The 26755-nt window shown below is 50.0% G+C and carries 1 protein-coding gene (cut by a window edge); it reads left to right on the forward strand.

The genetic code is table 11. The features are described 5' to 3' along the window. A protein-coding gene (locus AC1DP6_RS21635; RefSeq protein ID WP_477056675.1) for a non-ribosomal peptide synthase/polyketide synthase crosses the window boundary here: on the forward strand, positions 1-26755 show its 5' portion. Its footprint extends 1667 nt past the window's final position; only the first 26755 of its 28422 coding nucleotides appear in the window; the start codon lies at positions 1-3; its stop codon lies off the right edge, out of view.

A 26755-nucleotide genomic window follows, 5' to 3' on the forward strand; every position in this document is an offset into this window, starting at 1 on the left:
ATGAGCACGAAACGTATCCCCGAAACAGTAACGGAACTATTGGTAAGGCTAATGGATATAAAAGATAAAGGTGTTACTTTTATTACTTCCGGAAGCCGGGAGGAATTCCTCTCTTATCATGAACTCTATACTACTGCCATATGCTGGTTATCATACCTGCAGGAGAAAGGCGTGCAACCCGGAGATGAGCTTGTATTACAGGTAGAAGACAATAAAACCTTTCTCGGTATTTTCTGGGCTTGTATTTTGGGAGGCATTATACCTGTGCCTGTTGCGGTTAATTTTCAGGGAGAAAATGCGCAGAAGCTTTTTAAGATCAGGGAGTATCTGAACAATCCTTATTTGTTTATTGCCCGCAATCATTTTGATAAACTGACCGCTGACCCGGCAGGTAAGGAAAACAGTGAACGTTTCAGCAAAGTGTTTTTTACAGAGGAGCTGCAACAGGCAGCAGGTGAAGGCATATTGTTCCCCGCCACTCCCGATACCATTGCTTTTCTGCAATTCTCTTCCGGCTCCACCGGAGAACCCAAAGGGGTGGTACTTAAACACAGTAATCTCACAGATAATATTTTTTCGGCACTCTCGGCACATGGTGTTACTAATAAAGACAGCCACCTGAGCTGGATGCCGCTTACCCATGATATGGGCTTAATTGGTTTTCACCTGTATCCGTTGGGTGCTGGCGTGAACCATTTCATCATGCCAACAGACCTGTTTATCAGGCATCCGCTGTTGTGGTGGCAAAAGGTTTCAGATCATCGTATCACCATCACCTGTTCTCCTAATTTTGGCTACCGGTATTACCTCAACCAGTTTACACCAGATAAGGTGAAGGATTTTGATCTCTCGCTTGTGCGTATAATCTTTAATGGAGCAGAGCCTATATCTGCAGACCTGTGCCGGGAATTCCTGGCAACGCTGGCACCATATAAACTGCATCCTGATGCCCTGCATCCGGTGTATGGCATGGCGGAGGCTACATTGGAAATCACCTTTCCCCGTTTCTCTCCCAGGGTGCAATCAGTAGGTATCCCCAGGAATTATCTGACTATCGGGCGTTGTGTTACGGCAAAGGGAGTAATACAGCCACGACAGACTAAAGGCGTTGTGGAGATAGTGAATGTAGGTACAGCCGTGGATGGTATGGAGATCAGGATCACCAATGAAAAGGGAACAGCCCTGCAGGAAGGATTTGTAGGCGTGATCTGGATCCGTGGTAAAAGTGTAACAGGCAGGTATTACAATAATGAAGCTGCTACGAGTGCCGTCATCAAAAAGGATGGCTGGCTCAATACCGGGGATACCGGCTTTATGCTGGATAACTGTTTGTATGTAACAGGTAGGGTAAAGGATATCATTATCGTAAATGGTATGAACATTTACCCGCATGATATTGAACAGTCGGTTGAAATCCTGGATGGTATTGAAACCGGTAAGGTCGTAGCCTGTGGAATTCCGGATGAAGAGAATGGATCTGAATTTATTGTGATGTTTGTGCTGCACAAGTCTTCCATTGAGAAGTTCCTGCCGCAGGCAAAAATGATCAAACGTTTTGTTGCTTCCAGTCTCGGCCTGGAAGTAAAACATGTACTACCTGTACGAAAGATACCTAAAACTACCAGTGGAAAAATAAAACGTTACCTTTTTGTGGAAGACTATCGCAAAGGGCTATACGAAGATGTTATTGCAGAAATGGCAGCCGTAGAGGGATCGGTAGTAGTGGAGCCAACAGCTGAGTTATTGCCTGCCTCACCGGCGAAAGAAACAACAGTTCCCGCAAACGCGCAGGTAGCAGCAGACATCCGTGTATGGCTGCAGCAATGGTTACAACGCCGCCTGCGGCTTACGTCTGAAGAACTGGCTACCGGCAGTACTTTCCGGGAATATGGACTTACTTCCATGCTGGCCGTTTCGCTGGCAAAAGATCTCGAAACATTTCTCGCTGTACCGGTAGATAATACGGTTGTTTTTAACTTCCCTACCATTGAAGCATTGGTGGCCCATTTTTCGGGCAGTGAAGGTGTAACACCACAGCCTTACACCACTATTTACAGTGGTCCGCAACAGGGCAGCAAACCCGTAGATAACCGCATAGCTATTGTGGGGATGGGATGCCGGTTCCCGGGCGGGGCAAATAATCCGGAAGCGTTTTGGAAGCTGCTGGCAACTGGTGGCAATGCTATCAGCATTGTACCGGAAGATCGCTGGGATGCCAATGCCTATTATGACAGGGACGAAGATGCACCAGGAAAAATGTATACCCGTCACGGTGGTTTTATTGATCAGCCGGGGGCATTTGATCCGCTATTCTTCGGCATCTCACGGAAAGAAGCATGTGGAATGGATCCGCAGCAGCGTTTGCTGCTGGAAGTATGCTGGGAAGCTTTGGAACATTCAGGCATGCAGCCATCCGGATTAAGAGGCAGCAATACAGGTGTCTTTATTGGGATGGGTTCAGATGATTACCAGTATATTATCAATAAGCAGCTGGACAACACTTACTTTGAAGATGCGCTTACGGGCCTGGGAGTGGAGCGGAGCATCGCTGCAGGGAGGATTGCCTACCTGCTGGATTTTCACGGCCCCGTGCTGCAAATGGATACCGCCTGCTCTTCTTCATTGCTGGGTGTACACCAGGCCTGCGCGAGCCTGCTGCAGGGAGAGTGTTCTATGGCACTGGCAGGTGGCGTAAACCTCATGCTCTCTCCTGATACCACGGTTAAGTTATGCCGGATCAAGGCATTATCACCTGACGGTCTTTGCAAAACATTTGATGATAACGCGAACGGCTATGTGAGAGGAGAAGGAGCAGGTATCATTGTACTGAAAAGAATGGCGGATGCCATCACAGACAACGATAATATTCTGGCTGTTATCAGTGGATCTGCAGTAAATCATGATGGCCTGAGCAATGGGCTTACGGCCCCCAACGGACTGGCACAGCAACAGCTAATAAGCAAGGCGCTGCACCAGGCAGGTATTGCGCCGGCCTCCGTACAATACGTGGAAACACATGGAACGGGTACACCGTTGGGTGACCCGGTGGAGGTACAGGCACTGCATGCAGTGTATGGAAATGGCAGGGAAACCTCGCAACCGCTGATGATCGGCGCGGTCAAAACCAACATTGGCCACCTCGAAGCAGCTGCGGGCATCGCCGGCCTCATAAAAGCAGTACTCTGTCTGCAACATAAACAGATCCCTGCGAGTCTGCACTTTAATACGCCCAATCATCTCATCCCCTGGCAGGACATCCCCGTACAGGTAGTGAACAATCTTACTCCCTGGAATACGACAGGTGCCAGCAGGTATGCTGCTGTCAGTTCATTCGGTCTGAGTGGTACCAATGTACACATGATTCTGGAAGAACAGCCATCGTTTGTTCCGGTAGCCCGGGATACAACAGCGTTGCTGCCATCCTTCCCGGTATTGTTATCAGCCAAAACTTTGCCTGCGCTGAAGGCGGCGGCCATACAATATATTCAGCTGTTCCATGAAACAAAGACGTTGCTGCCGGATATAGCGTATAGCACTGCTATTTCACGTGATGCGTTACAACATCGTATAGCCTTTGCCGTAAGAACTCCTGAGGAAGCGCTGCCCTTGTTGGAAGCCTTCGTAAATGAAGGCGAAAGTGAAGGGCTGGTGCAGGGTAATAGCCGGCCGGAACCTGGGAGGATCGTATGGTTGTTTACAGGAGGCGGCTCCCAGTACTGGGGCATGGGCAGGGAATTATATGAACATAATCCGGTATTCCGCAGCGTGATCGATCATTGCGATGTTTTCCTGGAAAGCAAATGGGGCTTTAGTCTGACCCACCTGTTATACAAGATTGACCAGGAAGAGGGTAACAGGATATTGCTGGAAATGACCTATTTCCAGCCGGCATTATTTGCCGTTTCCTGTGCATTGGCTGCTATGTGGAAATCGTGGGGTATCATACCGAATATTGTAGCCGGACATAGTGTAGGTGAATATGCTGCGGCCTGTGTGGCCGGTGTATTCAGCCTGGAGGATGGTCTAACACTGGTAACAGAAAGATCCCGTCTCATGCAGGCGGTGGAGGAACCAGGCGCCATGGCCACTGTATTCAGCACACCAGCCGTGGTCGCGGAAGCTATCCGGCCATACGGCAATGAGCTTTCTATTGCAGCCATCAACGGACCACTACTGACTGTTATCTCAGGCCGAAAAGAGGCAGTAAGGGCAGCACTCCGCGCATTGGAGCAGGATGGCATCGAGGGCAGAGAGCTGCACATCTCACATGCTTCCCACTCACCACTGATGCAACCGGTATTGCCTGTCTTCAGAAAAACCGCTGCAAACATCACCTATCATAAACCCTTACTACACCTGGTTTCCAACGTTACCGGCCAGGTGATCACAGATGAGATTACTCATGCCGATTACTGGTGTAACCACATCGTAATGCCGGTACAGTTTTCCGCCACCCTGGAAACGATCCGCGCTATGGAGGGGAGCATTATAATGGAGCTGGGACCACAGTCGCATCTCCTGTCGATGGTACACCTCACCGAAGCATATGATGCACATGACCTGCTGCCGTCTATGCGTCGTGAACACAGCTCCTGGACAGTTACCCTGCAAAGCCTCATGGCGTTGCATGTAAAGGGAGTACCTGTAAAATGGGAAGCATTTTACGGACATCATGATTATACACGTGTGGCATTACCGTTTTATCCGTTCCAGCGTTCGCATTACTGGGTAGGTGCAGGTGCCTCGCTGCCATTGGCAACTGCTGCATCTCCTGAGAGCAAGCCTGCCCCGGTGTCACGTGCAGCCGGTGGTCACGCGGAGATATTGGCATTCCTAAGCGGAGCGTTGGCAAAGGCGTTGAAGATGCAACCTGCGGAGATAGACGTGCATACTAATCTGTTGATGCTAGGGGCAGACTCCCTGGTATTAAGCGGTATGTTACGCACCATAGAAAAGCATTATGGCCTTAAGCTCGCCATCAAGGAATTGTTTGGTAAACTATCCACCCTGTCACATGTAGCTGAATATATTGGCGCTCATGCAGTCAGCCTGCCACCGGTAATGCCTGTATCCATACATGATATTGCTATAGGAAAAATGCCTCTGCAGGAACTCACCGATGCAACAGGTGGGGCTGCCGGTGCTGATGAGCTGGATCCTTTTCTCATCATGCAGCGCCAGTTCGATATTATGGCGCAACAGTTCCAGTGGTTATCACAACATTACAGGAATGGCAGGGGAGGTATATTACCGGAAACACCATTGCCGCAAAAACAGGAACCTTTACATCCTGTGCCGCCAAAGGATCCGGTGTACCGGATACCAGCCAATGGCCATACTGCAAATGCCGTCAGAGAAATAATGGCAACAGATACGCTGGCAGAAAAGCTGCCCGTATATAGCAATACGCCTCTCACTTTATCCTTCAGCCAGGAACGCCTCTGGCTCATAGACCAGCTGGAAGGCAGTGTGCAGTACAATGAACGCGCCGTTTACCGGTTGAAGGGCGCGCTGGATACTGCTGCTCTTTCTGCTACCCTGCAGCATATCGTAAACAGACATGAAGTGATCCGGACCGTGATAGAAGAGGTAGATGGAAAGGCATCTCCGCGTTTGCTGAAGAAAGACAGCTGGCAGCTCGATATCATAGAAGATTATTCCTTGTTGAGAGATACCGCTGCCTTGGAAACACGCATCTCCGGATTAATTCACCGGCCTTTTGACCTGTCTTCAGAACACCTACTGCGGGCGCACGTGATACGGCTGTCTGCTACAGAACAGGCATTGGTGTTGATCATGCATCATATTGCCATGGATGGCTGGTCCGTTAATATCCTCTTCAATGAAATGATAGAAGGATATACCGCCTTTACAGAAGGCCGCCGGCCACACCTTGCGCCACTGCCCATGCAATACCGCGATTATGCCCACTGGCAGCGTGAATACCTGGCAGGTCCGCTGCTTACACAGGAGTTGGACTATTGGAAGAACAGGCTTTCCGGCGCCATGCAGTTAAACCTTCCTGTGGATTTTGCACGCCCCGCTTTCCAGAGTACACGTGGTACAAAACAGCTTTTCCGTATTAATAAAGCGCTCACCGGCCAGTTACGTCAACTATCAGCACAACAGGAAGCTACGTTGTTCATGACACTGGTGGCAGCCTTTAAAGTATTATTATACCGTTATACCGGACAGGAAGATATCAGTGTAGGTACTTCCATCGCCGGCAGAACAAGAGAAGATGTAGAAGGCCTCATAGGCCTGTTTATCAATACCCTGGTATTGCGCAGTAATCTGGGCAGTGATCCGGCTTTCACCACCTTTCTGCAACAGGTGAAGCAAACCACGCTGGATGCTTATGATCACCAGGAAGTGCCGTTTGAAAAAGTGGTGGAAGCAGTGGAAAAAGAAAGAGATATCAGCCGTACACCCGTATTCCAGGCAATGTTTGAACTATTCAATACGGCTACACAGCCATGCCTGAGCTTTGTTGATGTGGCCGTGGAAAGACAAAATCCACCGCATCAGACCACCCTGTTTGATATCAGTTTCTGCTTCCGGGAAGATGAAGAAGGTCTGGATGGTTATGTGGAATATTGTACAGACCTCTTCAACGATGTTACCATCACCAGGATGATCAGCCATTACGAACAGCTGCTCCGGCTGATCACACAGGCGCCCGCTTCCAGGATCACGTCCCTGCGTATGTTACCCGCCGAAGAAGAACAACAATTACTTTCAGCATTTAATAATAAGGTGGTCGCCTATCCGCATACCAGCAACCTGGTAGCGTTGTTCAGCGGTCATGCGATAAAAACACCGGATGCCACTGCATTGGTATTTGAAAATACACGTATCACTTATCGCGAACTGGATCAACGTTCCAACCAGCTGGCTGCCTGGCTGCGTAGCAAAGGTGTTACCAGGGATACGCTGGTTCCCTTGTGTATAGAGCGTTCTCCTGCGATGGTGATTGCCGTATTGGGTATTATGAAGGCCGGCGGTGCATACGTGCCGATAGACCCGACCTACCCGGCAGAAAGGATCACCTACATGCTGCAGGATACCAGTGCCCAAATATTTGTAACCAGTGATGCATGTCTGCAAAAGACAGGAAGATTGCCTGGTATGGATATCATCTCACTGGATGGTGATAGCAGTATCATTGCCCGGCAGTCTGTAGCAGCAATACAGCATGAGATAGCTCCGGGGGATCTTGCCTACGTGATCTACACTTCCGGTTCCACCGGCCAGCCAAAGGGAGTAATGATAGAACATGCTGGTATGCTCAATCATCTCTATGCTAAAATTAATGACTTACGTATCACCGATACGTCCGTGATTGCCTATACAGCTGCGTTTACCTTTGATATTTCTGTATGGCAAATGTTTGCGGCACTGTTATGCGGCGGTACTACCATCATCTATACTGATACGCTGATTTTAAACCCGGCGGCGCTGATGACAGACGTAGACAGGAGCGGGGTTACTATCCTTGAACTGGTGCCTTCCTATCTGGGAGTGGTATTACAGGAAAATGTACCGGTGGTGCTGACTTCACTGGAGTTCCTGCTGGTAACAGGGGAAACTGTCAGCAGGCACCTGCTGGCACAATGGTTTAAACGTTACACTAATATTCCTGTTGTAAATGCTTACGGTCCCACGGAAGCATCTGATGATATCTGTCATTACATCATGCATGAAACACCGGCACGTAATAGTGTGCCTCTGGGTTCGCCGGTGCAGAACCTGCAGTTGTATGTAGTAGACCAGCAGATGCAGCTATGCCCGGTGGGCGTGCCTGGAGAGATCTGTGTTTCCGGTATCGGGGTCGCCAGGGGATACCTTAACCGTGCAGCACTTACAGCAGAGAAATTTATCAACAATCCATTCCCTGCCGGTGGCCGTCTTTACAAGACCGGTGATCTTGGCCGATGGCTTCCTGATGGTAACATAGAATACCTGGGACGTATAGACGAACAGGTGAAGATCCGTGGTTACCGTATAGAGTTGGGTGAAATAGAAAGTGCACTGCAGCAGTATGCCGGTGTAAACCAGGCTGTAGTAGCCGTGAAAGCAGACGATAATGGCAATAAGGTGCTCATCGGATATATTGTACCCGATGCAGCTTTCAATGAGGCGGGTGCGCTCGTTTATCTGAAAGATATCCTTCCGGAATATATGGTGCCGGCATTGCTGATCACTATCCCGAATATTCCGCTGGCAGCCAATGGCAAAATAGACCGGCGAGCCTTGCCAGATCCCGACACGTCTGCACTCTCCACTACCGAATATGTGGCACCACGCAATGAAACAGAGTTGGTGCTGGCCGGTATGTGGCAGGAGTTGCTGGACATACCACGGGTAGGCATATACGATAATTTCTTCCGTTTGGGAGGGCATTCTCTGCTGGGGATGCGTATGATTTCCGGCCTGCGTAAAAAGTTGCAGGTAGAAATTGTACTGAAGTCCGTGTTCCAATACCCGACGATTGCGGAACTGGCGTTACACCTGCGTGAACAGCAGCGCGGGGAACTGCTGCCGGCGGTAGAAGCGCTGGAAAGACCGGCACGTATACCTTTATCGTATAGCCAGGAACGTTTGTGGTTCATTGATCAGCTGGAAGGCAGTGTGCAATACCACATGCCAGGTGTATTCAAACTTACAGGTGTTCCTGATATCCCGTTGCTGGAACGTTGTCTGCAGGCAGTTATCAATCGCCATGAAGTACTGCGCTCTGTGATCCTGCAGGAGCAGGAACATCCTTACCAGGTAGTGCAGGAAAAGGATGGTTGGAAACTGACCGTGGTGGATGACGATACACTTAAAACAGATCCTGCTGCACTCGAAGCATTTATTACCTCGCTGGTGTTCAAACCCTTTGACCTGGCGAAGGATCATATGATCCGTGCCCAACTGATCCGGCTGGCAGACAATGAACATATCATTGTGTTCACGATCCACCATATTGTAGGAGATGCCTGGACCTTACCTATCCTGATCAGGGAAATATCAGACCTCTACACCAGTGATATAGAAGCACGCATTGCGGCCATGCCGCCATTGCCTATCCAATATGCAGACTACGCCATCTGGCAGCGCACCTACATTGCAGGTGCAGTATTGAACCGCCACCTGTCTTACTGGGAAGAGAAATTATCGGGGCTGGAATCATTGAACCTGCCTACCGACTTTATGCGTCCGGCAATACAAAGTATCCGTGGCGCCAAGAAGACATTCCGCCTGAGCCGCCAGCTGCGCGACCAATGGCAGGTACTGGCAGATCAGCAGCAAACAACATTGTTCATGGCGCTGCTCTCTGCCTTTAAAGTATTACTATACCGTTACAGCAGACAGGAAGATATCTGCGTGGGCACTTCCATTGCAGGGAGAACACGGGAGGAAACAGAAGGTCTCATCGGCTTCTTTGTAAATACACTTGCGCTGCGCAGTGATCTGGGTAGTGCGCCTTCCTTTATATCGCTGCTCCAGCAGGTAAAGCAAACCACGCTGGATGCCTATGAGCACCAGGAAGTTCCGTTTGAAAAAGTAGTGGAAGTGGTAGAGAAGGACAGGGATATGAGCCGTACCTCCATTTTCCAGGTGATGTTTGAACTGTTCAACACACCGCAGGCGCCGGACCTCAGCCTTGCTGACCTGCATCTCTCCCAGCTTCCGGTAGAACATATCACTACCCTGTTTGATCTTAGCTTTTGTTTTGAAGAAGATGAAAATGGACTGAACGGGTATGTAGAATATTGTGTGGACCTGTTTACAGAAGATACTATTGTGCGGATGATCGCGCATTATGAACACCTGTTGTGGTCTATCCTGCAGGCCCCAGCAAAACCCCTGAGTGCTTTCTCTATGTTAAGCAGGGAGGAAGAACAGCAGTTGCTGGTGACCTTCAATGATAACGCCGTTGATTATCCAAAGGATAAAACATTGCTCAGCCTGTTCCACGAGCAGTCATTGCGTACACCGGATGCGACAGCCATTTTGTTTGGGAATATCCGTGTTTCTTATCGGGAACTCGATGAGCGATCCAACCAGCTGGCGCACTACTTTTATAGCAAAGGTATCCGTGATGAAGCGCTGGTGCCTGTTTGCATAGAGCGGTCGCCGGAGATGCTGGTGGCCATTTTAGCGGTGATGAAAGCTGGTGGTGCGTATGTACCGGTAGATCCGGCCTACCCGGCAGAAAGGATTGCCTATATGCAGGAAGACTGTGGTGCAAAGGTGCTGGTAACGAGTACGTATACACGTGAACGGTTGCAACTGCCCGAACATGTAGAGGTGCTGGAAACCAATGGTACCGCTGTACTGGCAGCAGCGCTGCCGATTACACCGCCGGAGGTGGCTGTTACACCAGCCAGCCTGGCCTACCTCATTTATACCTCCGGTTCTACCGGCAGGCCCAAAGGGGTGATGATTGAACATGGCGGTATGCTTAATCACTTGTATGCAAAGATCAATGACCTTAAAATGGACGCTTCTACCGTGCTTGCCTATACGGCGTCCTATACTTTCGATATTTCTGTATGGCAGATGTTCGCCGCATTAATACATGGTGGGCATTGTGTTATTTACGGGGAAGATCTCATCCTTGATCCATCTAACCTAATACGTGCGGTAGACAGGGATCAGGTGACCATACTGGAGCTCGTACCTTCTTATCTTTTCACTGTATTACAGGAAGAAACAGGGGTGTCGCTCAGCCACCTGCAATACTTGCTGGTAACGGGTGAGGTGATCCATCAGCATGTGCTGGCACAATGGTTCCGCCATCCGTTATTTGGTCGTATTCCGGTAGTTAACGCCTATGGCCCTACGGAGGCTTCCGATGATATCTGTCATTACCTGATGAATGAAACCCCGGCGCGTATCAATGTACCGCTTGGTAAACCAGTACAGAACCTGCACATCTATATCCTGGATCATTCGTTGCAACTGTGCCCGGTAGGCGTAGTGGGCGAAATATGTGTATCAGGGATAGGCGTAGGCCGCGGTTATCTCGGACAACCTACATTGACAGCAGAGCGTTTTATCAAAGATCCTTTCAGCGCAGATTCCACTGCACGCATCTACCGCACGGGTGATCTTGGCCGCTGGCTGCCTGATGGTAATATTGAATGCCTCGGCAGGATAGACGACCAGGTAAAGGTGCGTGGTTACAGGATTGAACTGGGTGAAATAGAAAATGTATTACAGCAGAGCGAACTGGTAAACCTGGCAGTGGTACTGGTGAAAACAGATGGTAATTCCAAGAGTCTTGCCAGCTACTATGTACCCGATCAGCAGGCGTTGAGACGTACAGAACAAACCCTTTACCTGAAACAGGCAGAGGACTGGCATGAGCTGTGGGAAGCAGAATATAATACTACACAGGAAGAAGGCATATCACCGGATGAGTTTAACCTCACCGGATGGAATGATACTTTCACCGGTAAGGCTATCCCGGAAGAAGATATGCAGAAGTGGCTGGATGACATAGTGCGGGTGATCTTATCTGAAAAACCTAAACAGGTATTGGAGATAGGGTGTGGTGCAGGGTTGATCTATTACCGGCTGGCGCCGCATATCAGCAAGTATACCGGTGCAGATTTTTCCAGCGTATCCGTAGGACAGATCCGCAGCAGGATCAGCAGGGGAGAAAGGGAGTTCCCGGAAACCGTGCTGAAAGTAGCTGCCGCGCATGAAGTAAAACTGGACGAGGGTGAATGGGTGGACCTTGTGGTGATCAACTCCGTGGTACAATATTTCCCGGGCGAACAATACCTGAGTGGCGTGCTGGCTAACAGTATCGGCTCTATGAAAAATGGTGGACGTATCGTGATAGGGGATGTGAGGGACCATCGTTTGCTGAAAGCGCTGAAAAGCCGGTTGTCGTTGGGTAAGTTCCAGGAGAGGGCCGGCAAGCGGGAGTTTACATGGGGAGTGGATATGGAAATGCTGAAAGAAGAAGAACTGTGTTTCTCGCCGGAATATTTTTATAACCTGAAAGATATTTATCCGCAGATCACACATGTGGATATCCAGCTCAAACAGGGTGGTTACATTAATGAACTAACGCTGTACCGTTATACCGTAGTGATCTATGTAGGTATTGAAAAGCCGGTGGCTACACCACCATGGCAATCATGGGATACATTAACAGATCTGCAGCCGGTAATCGCACAACTGCGTGCGCGCGTTCCTGTTATAGCGCTGAAGGATATGCCTAACCCACGCCTGTGGAAGGAAATTCAGCTGGAACGTGGCCTGAAGGAGCCGGCTGTGATCACCGTACGTGACCTTGCCGGTTATATTGAACATCCTGATAGCCAGGCAGTGGCTATCAATGACCTGTTGCAGGTAGCTGAAGACAACGGATACCATTTCCGTTACCAGCTCGATGAAAATCCATTTAAGATAAACCTGCTGCTGGAGCAGGTACCACAGGATGCTTTTGTTACCGGGGTATATGCAGATGGAGATCACGCACCATTTGCACCTACCACCAACATCCCCTTGTATGGCGATGTATGTGAACAGCTGGAACAGGAGATCCGCAGCAGCCTGTTGAAAAGGCTGCCGGAATATATGGTGCCATCTATATTTGTACCGCTTCAATATCTCCCTTTAACGGCCAACGGTAAAATAGATCGTAAGTTCCTCAGTCACCGCGAAGACCTGCATCGCAAGAGTATGATCAATTACCAGGCACCGGTAACGGACCTGGAGGTGCAGCTGGCGGCCATCTGGCAGGTGCTGCTGGGAGCCGATCGTATAGGCGTGCACGATAACTTCTTTGAATCCGGCGGTCACTCCCTGCTGGCTACCCGGGTGGTATCTGCTATCCGTAAGGATATGCAGGTGGAACTGACCGTGAAAGATTTCTTCCTTTATCCAACTATTGCCCGGCTGGCAGTGTATATCCGCGAAAAGGCCAGCGGCCCGGTATTGCCACCGATAAAAACAGGACTAAGAACCAGCGAAATACCTTTGTCTTTTGGACAGGAGCGCCTCTGGTTTATTGACAGCCTGGAAGGCAGTGCGCATTATCACCTGCCTGCCGTATTTCGCCTGAAAGGAAACCTGAATTTAACCGCTTTGTCTGATGCACTTCGCACAATTGTAAACAGGCATGAGGCACTCCGCACCGTGATCCTGCAAACAGCTACTAACGCCTGTCAGCAGATAATGCCGACAGATGGCTGGCAACTGCGGATCATGGATGAGCCACTGCTCCGGGAAGATGCGGCCGCACTGCAAACCACTATCACATCACTCATTGCCGCACCATTCAATCTCTCGGCAGATTATATGATACGCGCTACCGTTATCACACAGGCTGACGGTGAATATTTGTTGGTAGTAGTGATGCACCACATTGCTTCCGATGGCTGGACAGTAGGGATCATTGTCCGGGAACTGGAAGAACTGTATGCAGCGTATAGTGGTAACCGTGAGCCACAACTCAGCRCATTGCCTGTACAATATGCAGACTATGCTATCTGGCAGCGTAGACATCTGTCCGGAGAAATATTTACCCGGCAGCTGCAATACTGGAAAAATAAACTAGACGGGGTAACTGCCCTCAACATACCAACAGATTTTGCACGTCCGAATATCCAGAGTATCCGTGGTGCTACTAAGTACTTCAGGCTGGAACCTGCACTCATAGCACCGTTGCAGGCATTGTCGCTGGAACAGGGAACTACGCTGTTTATGACGCTGCTCACCGCACTTAAAGTATTACTGTACCGCTACAGCGGACAGGATGATATCTGCGTCGGCACACCTATCGCAGGTAGAACACAACAGGAAACGGAAGGGCTGGCAGGCTTCTTTGTAAATACATTGGCGCTGCGCAGTGACCTCAGTAATAACCCGCCGTTTACCACCTTCCTGCAGCAGGTGAAACAAACCATGTTGGGCGCCTACGACAACCAGGATATTCCATTTGAAAGAGTAGTGGAAGTAGTAGGCAGGGAAAGGGATATGAGTAGAAGCCCGTTGTTCCAGGTGGTATTTGCCTACCAGAATACTCCTGATGCAGGAGATATGAGCCTGGGTGATGTAACAGTTATCCCACAGCAGGTAGAAAATACTACTGCCAAATTTGACCTCACTTTTATCCTGCAGGAAAATGCAGATGGCATTGTTGCCGACCTGGAATATTGCGTAGACCTGTTCGAAGCAGCTACCATAGAAAGGTTGATCAGTCATTTCCGTCAGTTGCTGCTGTCGGTAGTACATACGCCAACAGCACAGATAGGCGCCCTGCGCATACTGCCGGCCGCCGAAGAGCAACAATTGCTGGTGAATTTCAACGGCAGCATCACCGGTTACCCGCGTGATAAAAATATCATAGACCTGTTCACGAGGCAGGTGGTACAAACACCGGATGCAGTTGCCCTGGTATTTGAAGATGCTTCCCTTACTTACCGTGAGCTGGACGAACGTTCTTCTCAACTGGCACACTACCTGGTCAGTAAAGGGGTACAGGCAGAAACGCTTGTGCCTATATGTATAGAAAGGTCGCTGGAAATGATTACCGGTATCATTGGTATCCTGAAGGCAGGTGGCGTATATGTGCCTATGGACCCGGACTACCCGGCAGAACGTATTGACTACATGCTGGAAGATACCCGGGCTACTATCATTGTAACCAGTAATGCCAGTGCAAACCGCTTCACTACTGCCCTGGATATCATCCGCCTGGATGGTGATGCTGATATCATCAACAGTTATCCATCTACAACGCCTGATATCGCAGTACGTCCGGAGCAACTGGCCTATGTGATTTATACCTCCGGATCTACCGGCAAGCCAAAAGGGGTAATGATCGAACACAGGAATATAGTACGCCTGTTTGAAACAGATATTCCGTTGTATGACTTTAACGCTGCAGATGTTTGGACGATGTTCCATTCGTTCTGCTTCGACTTCTCAGTATGGGAAATGTATGGTGCTTTATTTTACGGTGGCCGTGTGGTCATCGTACCCAAACATATTGCACAGGATACCGCCGCCTTTGGTGAGCTGATCCTGGCGCAGGGCGTAACAATACTGAACCAGACGCCTTCCGCATTTTATGTATTGCAGGATCATCTTACTGCCCGTAGCACTACAGTTCCGGTACGGTATGTGATCTTCGGTGGGGAAGCGCTGAATCCTGCACGCGTGAAGCCCTGGCTGCAGCAATACACTGACAGCCGTTTGATTAACATGTATGGTATCACTGAAACCACTGTGCATGTTACTTACCAGGAACTGACACTGGGTATGGTAAGCAGCAGCAGTGTGATCGGTAAGGCGATTCCTACCCTGAGTCTGTATGTGCTGGATCCTTACCAGCAGCCGGTACCAGTAGGTATTGCCGGTGAAATGTATGTAGGGGGAGATGGTTTGGCCAGGGGTTATTTAAACCGTCCTGAACTGACGGCTGCACGTTTCATCAAGGATCCTTTCAGCAAACATGCGGACGACCGGCTTTATCGTACAGGTGATCTCGGCAGATGGCTTCCGGATGGTACACTCGAATACCTGGGCCGCATAGATGACCAGGTGAAGATCCGCGGTTTCCGTATTGAGCTGGGTGAAATAGAAAACACACTACAGGAATCCGGCCTGGTAAGCCAGGCGGTAGTACTGGTAAAGGGTGAGGGCGATAAGAAACGGCTCATCGGTTATGTAGTGCCGCAGGATGAATTTGACAAGGAGGGCATTACCGCCTGGCTGCGCTCCAAACTACCGGACTATATGGTGCCTGCATTGCTGGTGCCATTGGAAAAGCTACCGCTTACCTCCAATGGGAAAACGGATAAAAAGGCATTGCCGGATCCTGATGCCGCTGAACTGCTTTCCAATACCTATGTGGCCCCGCGCAATGAAACAGAAGAAGCGCTGGCAAACATCTGGAAGGAACTGCTGGGAGTAGAACGTGTAGGCATTCACGATAGTTTCTTTGAACTGGGAGGCGATTCTATCATCACCATACAGGCCGTAAGTCGTGCCAAACGTGCCGGTTACGAATTGCATCCGCGTGACCTGTTCATCCATCAAACAATTGCTGCCCTGTCACCACTGTTGTTATCTGCAAAAGTTCAGACAACCGTCGGCGAGCAGGGATTATTGAGTGGCAGCAGTGGTTTACTGCCGGTACAGCAATGGTATTTTGATACAGTTGGAACCAACACATCGCATTATAATCAGCATACGCTCTTAAATATATCCAAAGAAGTTCCCGCTTCCACATTATCTGCCATCATAGAACAGTTAACTACTTACCATGATGCCCTGCGCTTCACCTACACCCATAACGGGGACGGATGGCAACAGGAATATGGCACTGTGCAGGGGACCCTGGAAACGGTGGACCTGCAGCAGGTAGCACCCAATCAGCTGGATAACCAGTTGGTACAGTATGCTGATCATTATCATAAAAGCCATGACTTGCAACGTGGTGAATTGTTCCGCGCGGTATTGTTCCTCACGCCGGCTGCCGAAAAAGATAACCGGCTCCTGGTAACCATACACCATCTTGCAGTAGATGGGGTTTCCTGGCGTATCCTGCTGGAAGACCTGGAACAATTGCTCAGTAGTAAAACTACGTTGTTAACAGCACCCAAGGGCAGCTCTTACCGGCAGTGGCATGAAACACTGGTACAATACAGTCAACGTCGCCAGGTAAAAGCACAGGAGGAATACTGGCGCCAGGTAACCAATCATAAACTACCGTTGCGAACAGTAACGGCATATACCGATGGACTAACGAAATCGGATATACGAAGTTTTGAAAACCGGTTAGATGTGGTATCTACGCGGCAGCTGCTACAGGATGTATCACGTGCCTATCATACAGAAATCAATGACCTTCTGCTGGCAGCACTGGCACTTACCTTGTCGGGATGGAATGATACTGCTAAAGTATTGATCGGCCTGGAAGGCCATGGTCGTGAAGATATAGCGCCTGGCATAGATCTTAGTCGTACGGTAGGCTGGTTTACCAGTATATACCCCGTATTGCTGGAGGTAAAGGATCCGCATCATACCGGTCATGTGCTGAAAGCAGTGAAGGAACAATTGCGGCAGGTGCCCGGTAAGGGACTGGGTTATGGTGTGCTGAAATATATAGCAGCAGCACCATCCCTGCAAGGTAAAGATCCATGGGAAATCCTCTTCAACTATCTTGGGCAGACTGATAATACAGTTGCCGGTAAATATGTAAGTCTGGCTACGGGACCTTCTGGTGAAGATACCGGAGCGGCATGCCCTGTCAATGAAAAACTGGCAGTGAACAGCATCATCCGTGACGGGCAACTGATACTCCAATGGGATTACAGCACCAGGCACTTTGATGAAGCAACGGTCAATAAACTTGCCGGCGATTACCTGGTGCACCTGCAACAGCTGATCAGCCATTGTATGGATACCGCAACGGTGTTCACACCGTCTGACTATGGTTTGGGAGATGTGGTTACTATCGGACAACTGGATGAATTCCTTGATGAATATTATAACGGTGCGCCAAGACGTGGCCAGGTAGCAAGCATTTATCCGCTCAGCGGTTTGCAGGAAGGTATGTTGTTCCACGGTATGTATGATCATAACGGCGGCGCCTATATTGAACAGTTCTCCTGTGAATTGACAGGCTTGCAGGAAGAAGCTTTCCTGCAAAGCTGGGCACACCTGATCAGCACCCACAGCATATTACGCAGCGCCTTTTATACCGGTCCTTTCTCTGTGCCGGTACAATGTGTATATCACAACGTACAACTGCCGGTCACAATACATGATTACAGGCATTATACGCCGGAAGAACAAACCCAGGCAATTCAGGAACTGGATGCAGCAGACCGCAGCCAGGGATTTGACTTTTCTGCGGCACCGCTCATGCGGATGGTACTGATCCGTTTGGACGAAACACGTTACCGCCTGCTTTGGACCTTCCACCATATTTTAATAGACGGATGGTCATTGCCGCTGCTGATGGAGTCACTGTTAAACACCTACGAATTGCTGGCAGCAGGAAAAGCGCTGCCACCGGTGAAGGAAGACCGTTATGGAGATTATATCAGTTACCTGCAGCATCGTGACAGGGAAACAGAAGAAAACTACTGGCGCAATTATCTGCACACGGTAGAAGAACCCACCCTGCTGCCTTTCATCAGTGCAGTGACGGACAGGACCAGGGCAGGTGGCGCCGTAATGGCGGAAAAGCTGCTGCTGGACACCGCCACTACACAGCTTATTACACAATTTGTACAACAATCCAGGATCACCATCAATACCCTGATGCAGGGCGTGTGGGCGTTCCTGTTACATTATTATACCGGGCGTGAACAGGTAGTATTTGGTACTACCGTATCCGGCAGACCGGAAGATTTGGCGGGTGTGGAAGAACGGGTTGGAATGTACATCAATACGATCCCGCTGGTCACTACCATCAACAAGGAACAGGCAGTAACAGAGTGGCTGCAATCATTGCAGGCAACACAACTGCAGAGCCGTGAACACCAGCATACCCCATTGCATGAAATACAGCGGTGGATAGGTGTACGGGGCGATCTGTTCGACAGCCTGCTGGTATTTGAAAATTTCCCGGTTAGCAAGGTGCTGGCAGCGCAGTCATGGCAACTGCAGGTAGAAAATCCTGTAGTACGTGAGCAAACGAACTATCCACTCGATATAGTGATTGTAGCGGCAGCAGAAATAGATATACAATTCAGCTATAATACCCGGCTGCTGGAACAGGTATATGTGCAGTCCATTGCGGCGCATTTTAAGCAGGTATTACTGCAGATCGTTAGCAAAGCGGCGCAGCATATCAACGATGTTGAAATGTTGGCTCCGGGAGAATACCAGCAGCTGCTGGAAATATTTAACGACACAGTCCATGATTACCCGCAGGATAAAACGGTAATAGATCTGCTTGTGGCACAGGCGGCACTTACACCTGATGCTACAGCGGTAGTGCATGACGGCAGGGAGCTTACCTTCCGTGAACTGGATGAACGTTCCAACCAGGTGGCGCATTACCTTATCAGCCGCGGCGTGGAAAGCGAAACGTTGGTACCGTTATGTATAGAACGGTCACCCGAAATGCTCATCGGCATGCTGGGTATACTGAAGGCCGGTGGCGCCTATGTGCCCATTGATCCGGAATATCCGCTGGAACGTATCAGCTACATGATACAGGATACAGCGGCAACGGTGATCATCAGCAGCAGTGCCTCCAGGAAAAGGGTATTGCCGGATGCAGGTCAGGCGCTTGTTATATCACTGGATGAAGCCAGTGATATAATAGACAATTATACCACCACATCAGTAGCCGTGCCAACAACCCCGGACCAGTTGGCCTATGTGATCTATACTTCCGGATCTACCGGCAAGCCCAAAGGGGTGATGATAGAACATGGAAATTTGTTTGCCTTTATATGTTGGTGCCGGCGCGAGTTTGAAGCAGACAAGTTTGATACGGTGTATGCAACAACTTCCATGTGTTTTGACCTTTCGATTTTTGAATTGTTTTACCCACTGACAATTGGTAAACGGATAAGGATAGTGCAGAATGGGCTGGCGGTTGAAAAGTACCTGGCAGATGATACTGCTGTACTGTTGAATACCGTGCCCAGTGTAATCCAGGCATTATTAAACAGTCAGGCAGATCTGTCAACGGTTACGGTGCTGAATATGGCTGGTGAGCCGATTCCGGCAGAAGTACAGCGCAGCAGGGTACTGGAGCAGATGATAGTGCGGAACCTGTACGGCCCCACAGAAGATACAACTTACAGTACTGTGTGCAGGTTAACACCAGGACAGGCATCTGCATCTATTGGTCATCCGGTGGATAATTCACATGTCTATATCCTGGGTCCGGGCAATCAATTAATGCCTGCAGGTATTGCTGGAGAGATCTGTATTGGTGGTGCAGGTGTAACGCGTGGTTACCTTAACCGTCCTGATCTTACTGCGGAGAAATATGTGGCAGATCCTTTCCATACATCCCCTGGCAGCAGGATGTACCGCACAGGAGATCTGGGCAGATGGTTGCCGGATGGTACCATTGAATACCTGGGCAGGATAGATACACAGGTGAAGATCCGTGGTTACCGCATAGAACTAGGAGAAATAGAAAATGTATTACAGGATTGTGAACTGGTAGATAAAGCAGTGGTAACGGCCGTTGTCGAGAAGAACAGCCCCCACCAGCACAGGCGGCTTGTAGCCTATATCGTACCGGCTGGTGTTTTCAATAAAGAAGGTATCCTGGCCTATGTGCAGCAAAAGCTGCCTGACTACATGGTGCCTGTTGTAATGGTGCCACTGGAAGTTTTGCCGATGACTGCCAATGGCAAGATCGACCGGAAAGCATTGCCGGACCCGGATCTGGGTGCGGTACGTGCAGATGCTTATGTAGCTCCGGGAAATGAAACAGAACAGGTGCTCGCCGGTATCTGGCAGGAACTGCTGGGTATCTCACGGGTAGGTATACACGATAATTTCTTTGAATTGGGTGGCGACTCCATCGTTACTATACAGGTGGTGAGCCGCGTAAGACGTGCTGGTTATGAACTGCAACCGCGTGATATCTTTATGCACCAGACGATCAGCCGCCTGGCCGCACTGATAGCAGGTGAGCGCAGCACACTGGCCACCGGGGAACAGGGTATCCTGACAGGCAGCAGCGGATTGTTGCCGATTCAGCAGCGATACTTTGATATGACCGGTCTTACAGATGCACGCTTTAACCAGCGTATGTTGCTGTCGGTAGATAAGCAGTTGTCTGCAGATACCATTCTTACCGCCATCCGCACATTACTGCAATATCATGATGCCCTGCGGTTTGTATACACCTACGGCGAACACGGCTGGCAACAGCAGTTTGGCACGCAGGAAGGCGCATTAACCGTTGTGGATCTACAGCAGCAGGCAACATCTTCATGGAGCACTGACCTGGAAACATACGGTAACAGCAGTCATGAATACCTGGATATTGAACAGGGCATCCTGCTGCATGCAGTGCTTTTCCTGACACCAGGTGATGTAGCTGATAACAGGCTACTCATTGTTATCCATCACCTCGCCATAGATGGTGTTTCGTGGAGAATATTACTGGACGACCTGGATGTATTGTTGAAAAAAGGACCTGCGGCCACTTCCGGCATGCTGGGCCTGAAAGGCAGCTCCTACCGCCAGTGGTATACCGCATTGGGAGACTATGGGCACCGCCGCCGGTTGCTCAGCCAGGAAGCTTACTGGAAAAAAGTAGCAGCAGGTTATATACCGCTGCGTACAGAAAAACAATACGAAGGAAAAGTGACGGTATCGGATACTGGTTACTGCGAGGTAAAACTGGGTACGCTGCAAACGCAACAGCTGTTGCAGGAAGTGCCGCGCGCCTATCATACAGAAATCAATGATGTTCTTTTAAGTGCCCTGGCACTCACGCTGTCGGCATGGAACGATGCCGCAACCGTAGTGATAGGATTGGAAGGACATGGTCGCGAAGACATCGCTGCTGGTATAGATACCAGTCATACGGTAGGCTGGTTCACCACCCTGTATCCTGTATTGCTGGAAGTGCCGGCAGAGCGGGAAACAGGCGCCGTACTGAAAGCAGTGAAAGAACAGCTGCGGCAGGTGCCTGATAAGGGAATTGGTTATGGGATACTGAAATACATTGGCAAGGCTGCTTACCTGCAGGGCAGGGAACCCTGGAATGTAGTGTTCAACTATCTCGGCCAGGCAGATAATGTAGTGAAGGAACATGGGTATTTAAAAATGGCAACAGAGCCTTCGGGTTCCGGTATTGCTGCAGATTTTATATTGACAGATAAACTGACCGTTGACAGTATCATCCAGGGTGGTGAGCTGGTGATCAAGTGGCGTTACAGCAACCTGCATTTTGATGAGGCGCTTATTGCGCAGCTGTCAGCAGATTATGTGGTGCACTTGCAGGCATTGATCGGTCACTGCCTGAGTCTGGGAGCTCCGGTGTTTACACCATCTGACTATGGATTGGGTGCAGTAGTCACCAGCCAGGAGCTGGACGCATTCCTCGATACAGACTTCAACGGCGCGCCACGCCGCGGTCAGGTAGAGAGCATGTATCGTCTGAGCGGATTACAGGAAGGCATGTTGTTCCACAGCCTGTATGATGAAGCCGGAAGTACTTATATAGAACAGTTCAGCTGTGAGCTGAAAGAGTTGCATACAGCCGCATTCAGAGAAAGTTGGGAGCAGGTAATACACCAGCATACGATCCTGCGCAGCGCTTTCTATTATGATGCTTTCTCTGTACCGGTACAATGCGTATACCGCGATATTATACTGCCATTTGAAATACTGGATTACCGCCATCTGGCGCCGGATGCGCAGGCCGCAGCCGTAGAGGAATTTGCATTACGGGATAACCGCCAGGCTTTTGACTTTGGTGCTGCCCCGCTGATGCGCTTTACCCTGCTCCGTTTGCAGGATAATGTGTACCGGTTGTTCTGGACATCGCATCATATTCTGCTCGATGGCTGGTCTATGCCGGTGCTGATGGAGGAACTGCTGACAGCCTATGAGCTGCTGACAGCTGGTGATCCGGTACCTGCCGCCGCAGTGGACGATTACGAAGCATACATCCGTTACCTGGACCAGCGCGACCTGGAACAGGAAGAACAATACTGGCGCAGTGCACTCGAAGGAGTGGACGAAGGTTGTCTGCTGCCGTTTATAGATGCTACTGCTATCCGTACAAAGGGAGCAGGCACCTATATGGAAATGCAGCATGTGCTGGATGCCGGAGTTACTGCGCGCCTGGCCGCCTATGCGCAGCAGCATCATATTACCCCGAGCACATTAATGGAAGGCGTATGGGCGTACCTGTTATACCGCTATACCGGCAGACAGGATGTTATTTACGGTGTTACGGTATCTGGTCGTCCGGAAGATCTGCCGGGTGTGGAATCAAGGGTAGGATTGTATATTAATACATTGCCGCTGCACACACGCCTGGAAACAGGATTGCACATTACAGAATGGCTGGAGGCAATACAGCAAAGCCAGCTGCAGAGCCGTGAATACCAATACGCGCGGCTGAGTGATATCCAGCAGTGGTCAGGTGTTGCCGGCGACCTGTTTGACAGTTCTATCACTTTCCAGAATTTCCCGGTAAGCGAGGTATTATCCTCCCGGACCTGGCAGTTGCAGGTGGGAGATGTGCAGGTACACCCGCATACCAACTACCCGCTCACCATCATCATTAGTATCGGTAAGGAAACGAACCTGCTGTTTACCTACAATAGCCACCTGCTGCCAGCATTTCATATCGGAAAAATCATGCGGCATTTTGAACAGGTATTGCTGCAGGTATTGGATCATGAACATGTTACTATTGGTGAGCTGGACCTGCTCACCGGTGCAGAGCGCAAGGAGTTATTGCTCGCCGCCAATAAGGGTCGGGTGGATTATCCGGAAGAAAAGACTTTTGTGGACATGTTCCAGGCGCAAGTAGCTGCTACACCGCAGGCTACAGCACTGGTATTTGAAAATAACACACTCACCTACGATGAACTAAACGAACGTACCAACCAGCTGGCACACTATCTCCGTAAAAAGGGAGTAAAAGCAGGTACACTGGTACCGTTGTGTATAGAACGTTCTCTTGACATGATTGTGGGGATGCTGGGAATCCTGAAGGCCGGTGGTGCCTATGTGCCATTGGAGCCCGATTTTCCGGCAGAAAGAATTAAATACATGCTGGAAGATACCGGCGCGGCAATAGTAGTGAGCAGTCAGACAGCCAGCGGCGTATTACCCGCCGACAGCGGCCTGCAGATCATCCTGCTGGATGATGATCTGGACCGAATCAGTGCTTACCCGGTAACGGCGCCGGATACACTGCCATCGCCCGGCCAACTGCTGTACGTTATTTATACGTCCGGTAGTACCGGTACGCCTAAAGGGGTGATGATCACCCACCGTAACCTGGCTGATTACCTGGCAGGCTTGCAGGCACATCTGCCGGTGGCGGAATGCCGTTCCTTCGGCCTGTTGTCCAGCATCGCTACGGATCTTGGTAACACGGTACTGTTTACGGCGCTGGTACATGGTGCAGCCCTGCATCTGTTTGCAAAGACTACTATCAACGATGCAGAAAGTATCCGCCGTTATTTCAGAGAACATCCTATTGATGTGATCAAAATTGTACCGTCGCACTGGAAAGCGCTGTCTGATACAGATCACCTGTTGCTGCCGCAAAAGCTGCTCATCTTCGGTGGGGAAGCATTAGGCGCAGGGGTAGTAGACAGTATCCGTGCAGCTGCCACTTCCTGCACGGTAGTAAATCACTACGGCCCAACGGAAACGACTATAGGAAAACTGCTGCATGTGGTGCAGCCGGGCACTATCTACAACCAGGTGGTACCAGTAGGCCAGCCGTTCTCCAATACCCGCATTTATATCGTGGACAGCGAAGGAAAACTCTGCCCGGCAGGTGTTCCGGGAGAACTTTACATCGGTGGTGATGGTGTGGCCGCAGGTTATCTGCATAATGAAGCATTAACCGCCAGTCGTTTTATCGCTGATCCGTTTGCACCGGATAGTGAAGAAAAAGTATACCGCACCGGAGATAAAGTAAAATATCTGCCGGATGGAAATATTGTTTTCCTCGGAAGAGTGGACGACCAGGTGAAGATCCGCGGCTACCGCGTAGAACCTGGTGAGATCAGCCAGGTGTTAAGTGCTTGTCCGCTTGTTAAGCAGGCAGTGGTGATAGCACGTCCGGATAACAGTGGTACCAACCGTCTCACCGGCTATGTGATCCCACAGGAAGAATATGATCAGGATGGTATCATCGCTTACCTGCGTGAACTGTTACCTGACTATATGGTACCTGCTGCGCTGGTACAGCTGGATCATTTCCCGCTCATGGCTAATGGTAAAATAGACCGCAGGGCATTACCTGATCCTGACGTAACTCTTACCAGGGAAACAGGAGGAGTGCCACAAACAGCCATAGAAAAAACACTGGCTGCTATCTGGTCGCTATTGCTGGAAGTGGAACAGCCGGGTGTTCATGATGATTTCTTTGCCCTGGGAGGTCACTCTCTGCTTGCGATACGGGTCATCTCCGCTATCAGGAAACAACTGGGCGTGGAAGTAGCCATCGGTGATATATTCGAATATCCGACTATCGCTTTGCTGGCTGCCAGGTTACAGGGGCAACAGGATACCAGCCATGTGCCACTGCTTGTTGCTGCGGAACGGCCTGCCCATATCCCGTTGTCTTATAGCCAGGAAAGGCTATGGTTCATTGACCAGCTGGAAGGTACATTGCAGTATCATATTCCTGTAGTACTCCACTTAAAAGGGAAGCTGCGTAGCGATGCCCTGGAGTACGCCCTGCAAACAATAGTAAACCGTCACGAAGCACTGCGTACCGTTATCCGGGAAACAGAAGGCCAGCCTTATCAGCAGGTACTGGATAAAAACGGATGGCAGCTGGAAGTAGTAGATGATAGGGAATGGAAAACAGCGCATGTTTCGTTACAAACCTATATAAGACAGCTGATCATTACCCCCTATGATCTGGCAGCAGATCATATGCTGCGGGCACAGCTGATCAGCACAGGGGATCAAACATATATCCTCGTGGTAACACTGCATCATATTGCTTCTGATGGCTGGTCTTCCGCCATCCTGGTAAATGAACTGATGGCATTGTATGATGCTTTTGTATCAGGGCAGAAAGCAGTATTATCTGCGCTGTCTGTCCAGTATGCAGACTATGCCATCTGGCAGCGTGCTTATCTTTCCGGGGATGTACTGGAAAATAAACTGGGCTACTGGAAAGACAAACTAACGGGCGTGGCTACACTGGAATTGCCTGTGGACCATACGCGCCCGGTCATTCAAAGTACCCGCGGTGCATCGGCACAGTTCAGCATCGATCCGGCGCTTTCTGCACAACTGCATGCCCTGTCGCAGCAGGAAGGCGCCACCCTGTTTATGACATTGCTGGCTGCCTTTAAGGTGCTGCTGTTCCGCTACACTCACCAACCTGATATCTGCGTGGGTACACCGGTGGCTGGTAGAACACAGCAGGAAGCAGAAGGACTGATTGGGTTCTTTGTAAATACCCTCGCTCTCCGGAGCGATCTGGGCAACAATCCGTCTTTTACCACCTTCTTGCAACAGGTGAAACAAACCATGTTAGGTGCGTATGAAAACCAGGATGTTCCCTTTGAGAAAGTGGTGGAAACGGTGGTGAGGGACCGCGATATGAGCCGCAGTCCATTGTTCCAGGTTGTATTCGGATTCCAGAATGCGCCGGAAGCTGGTGAACTGCACCTGGCTGATATAACGGTAACGCCTGAACTTTCCGGTCAGGGTACTACGAAATTTGATCTCACTTTCATGTTACAGGAAAGCCCGGAAGGTATCCAGGCAGACGTGGAATATTGTGTAGACCTTTTCAACCATGATACAATTGAACGCATGCTCACACACTTTGAGCAATTGCTTCGCGCAGTGGTACAAACACCTGCGGCGCAAATAGGTGCCCTGTCTATATTGCCGTCTGCTGAGGAAGAAAAACTGCTGCTGCATTTCAATGACAGTCTCACCGGCTACCCACGTGATAAAAATATCATAGACCTGTTTACCCGTCAGGCCGTGCAAATACCGGATGCTATTGCAGTGGTGTTTGAAGGCACTTCGCTTACCTACCGGGAGCTGGATGAACGTTCATCGCAGCTGGCCCATTACCTCGTCAGCA

The sequence above is a fragment of the Chitinophaga sp. 01L420 genome (assembly GCF_056399985.1).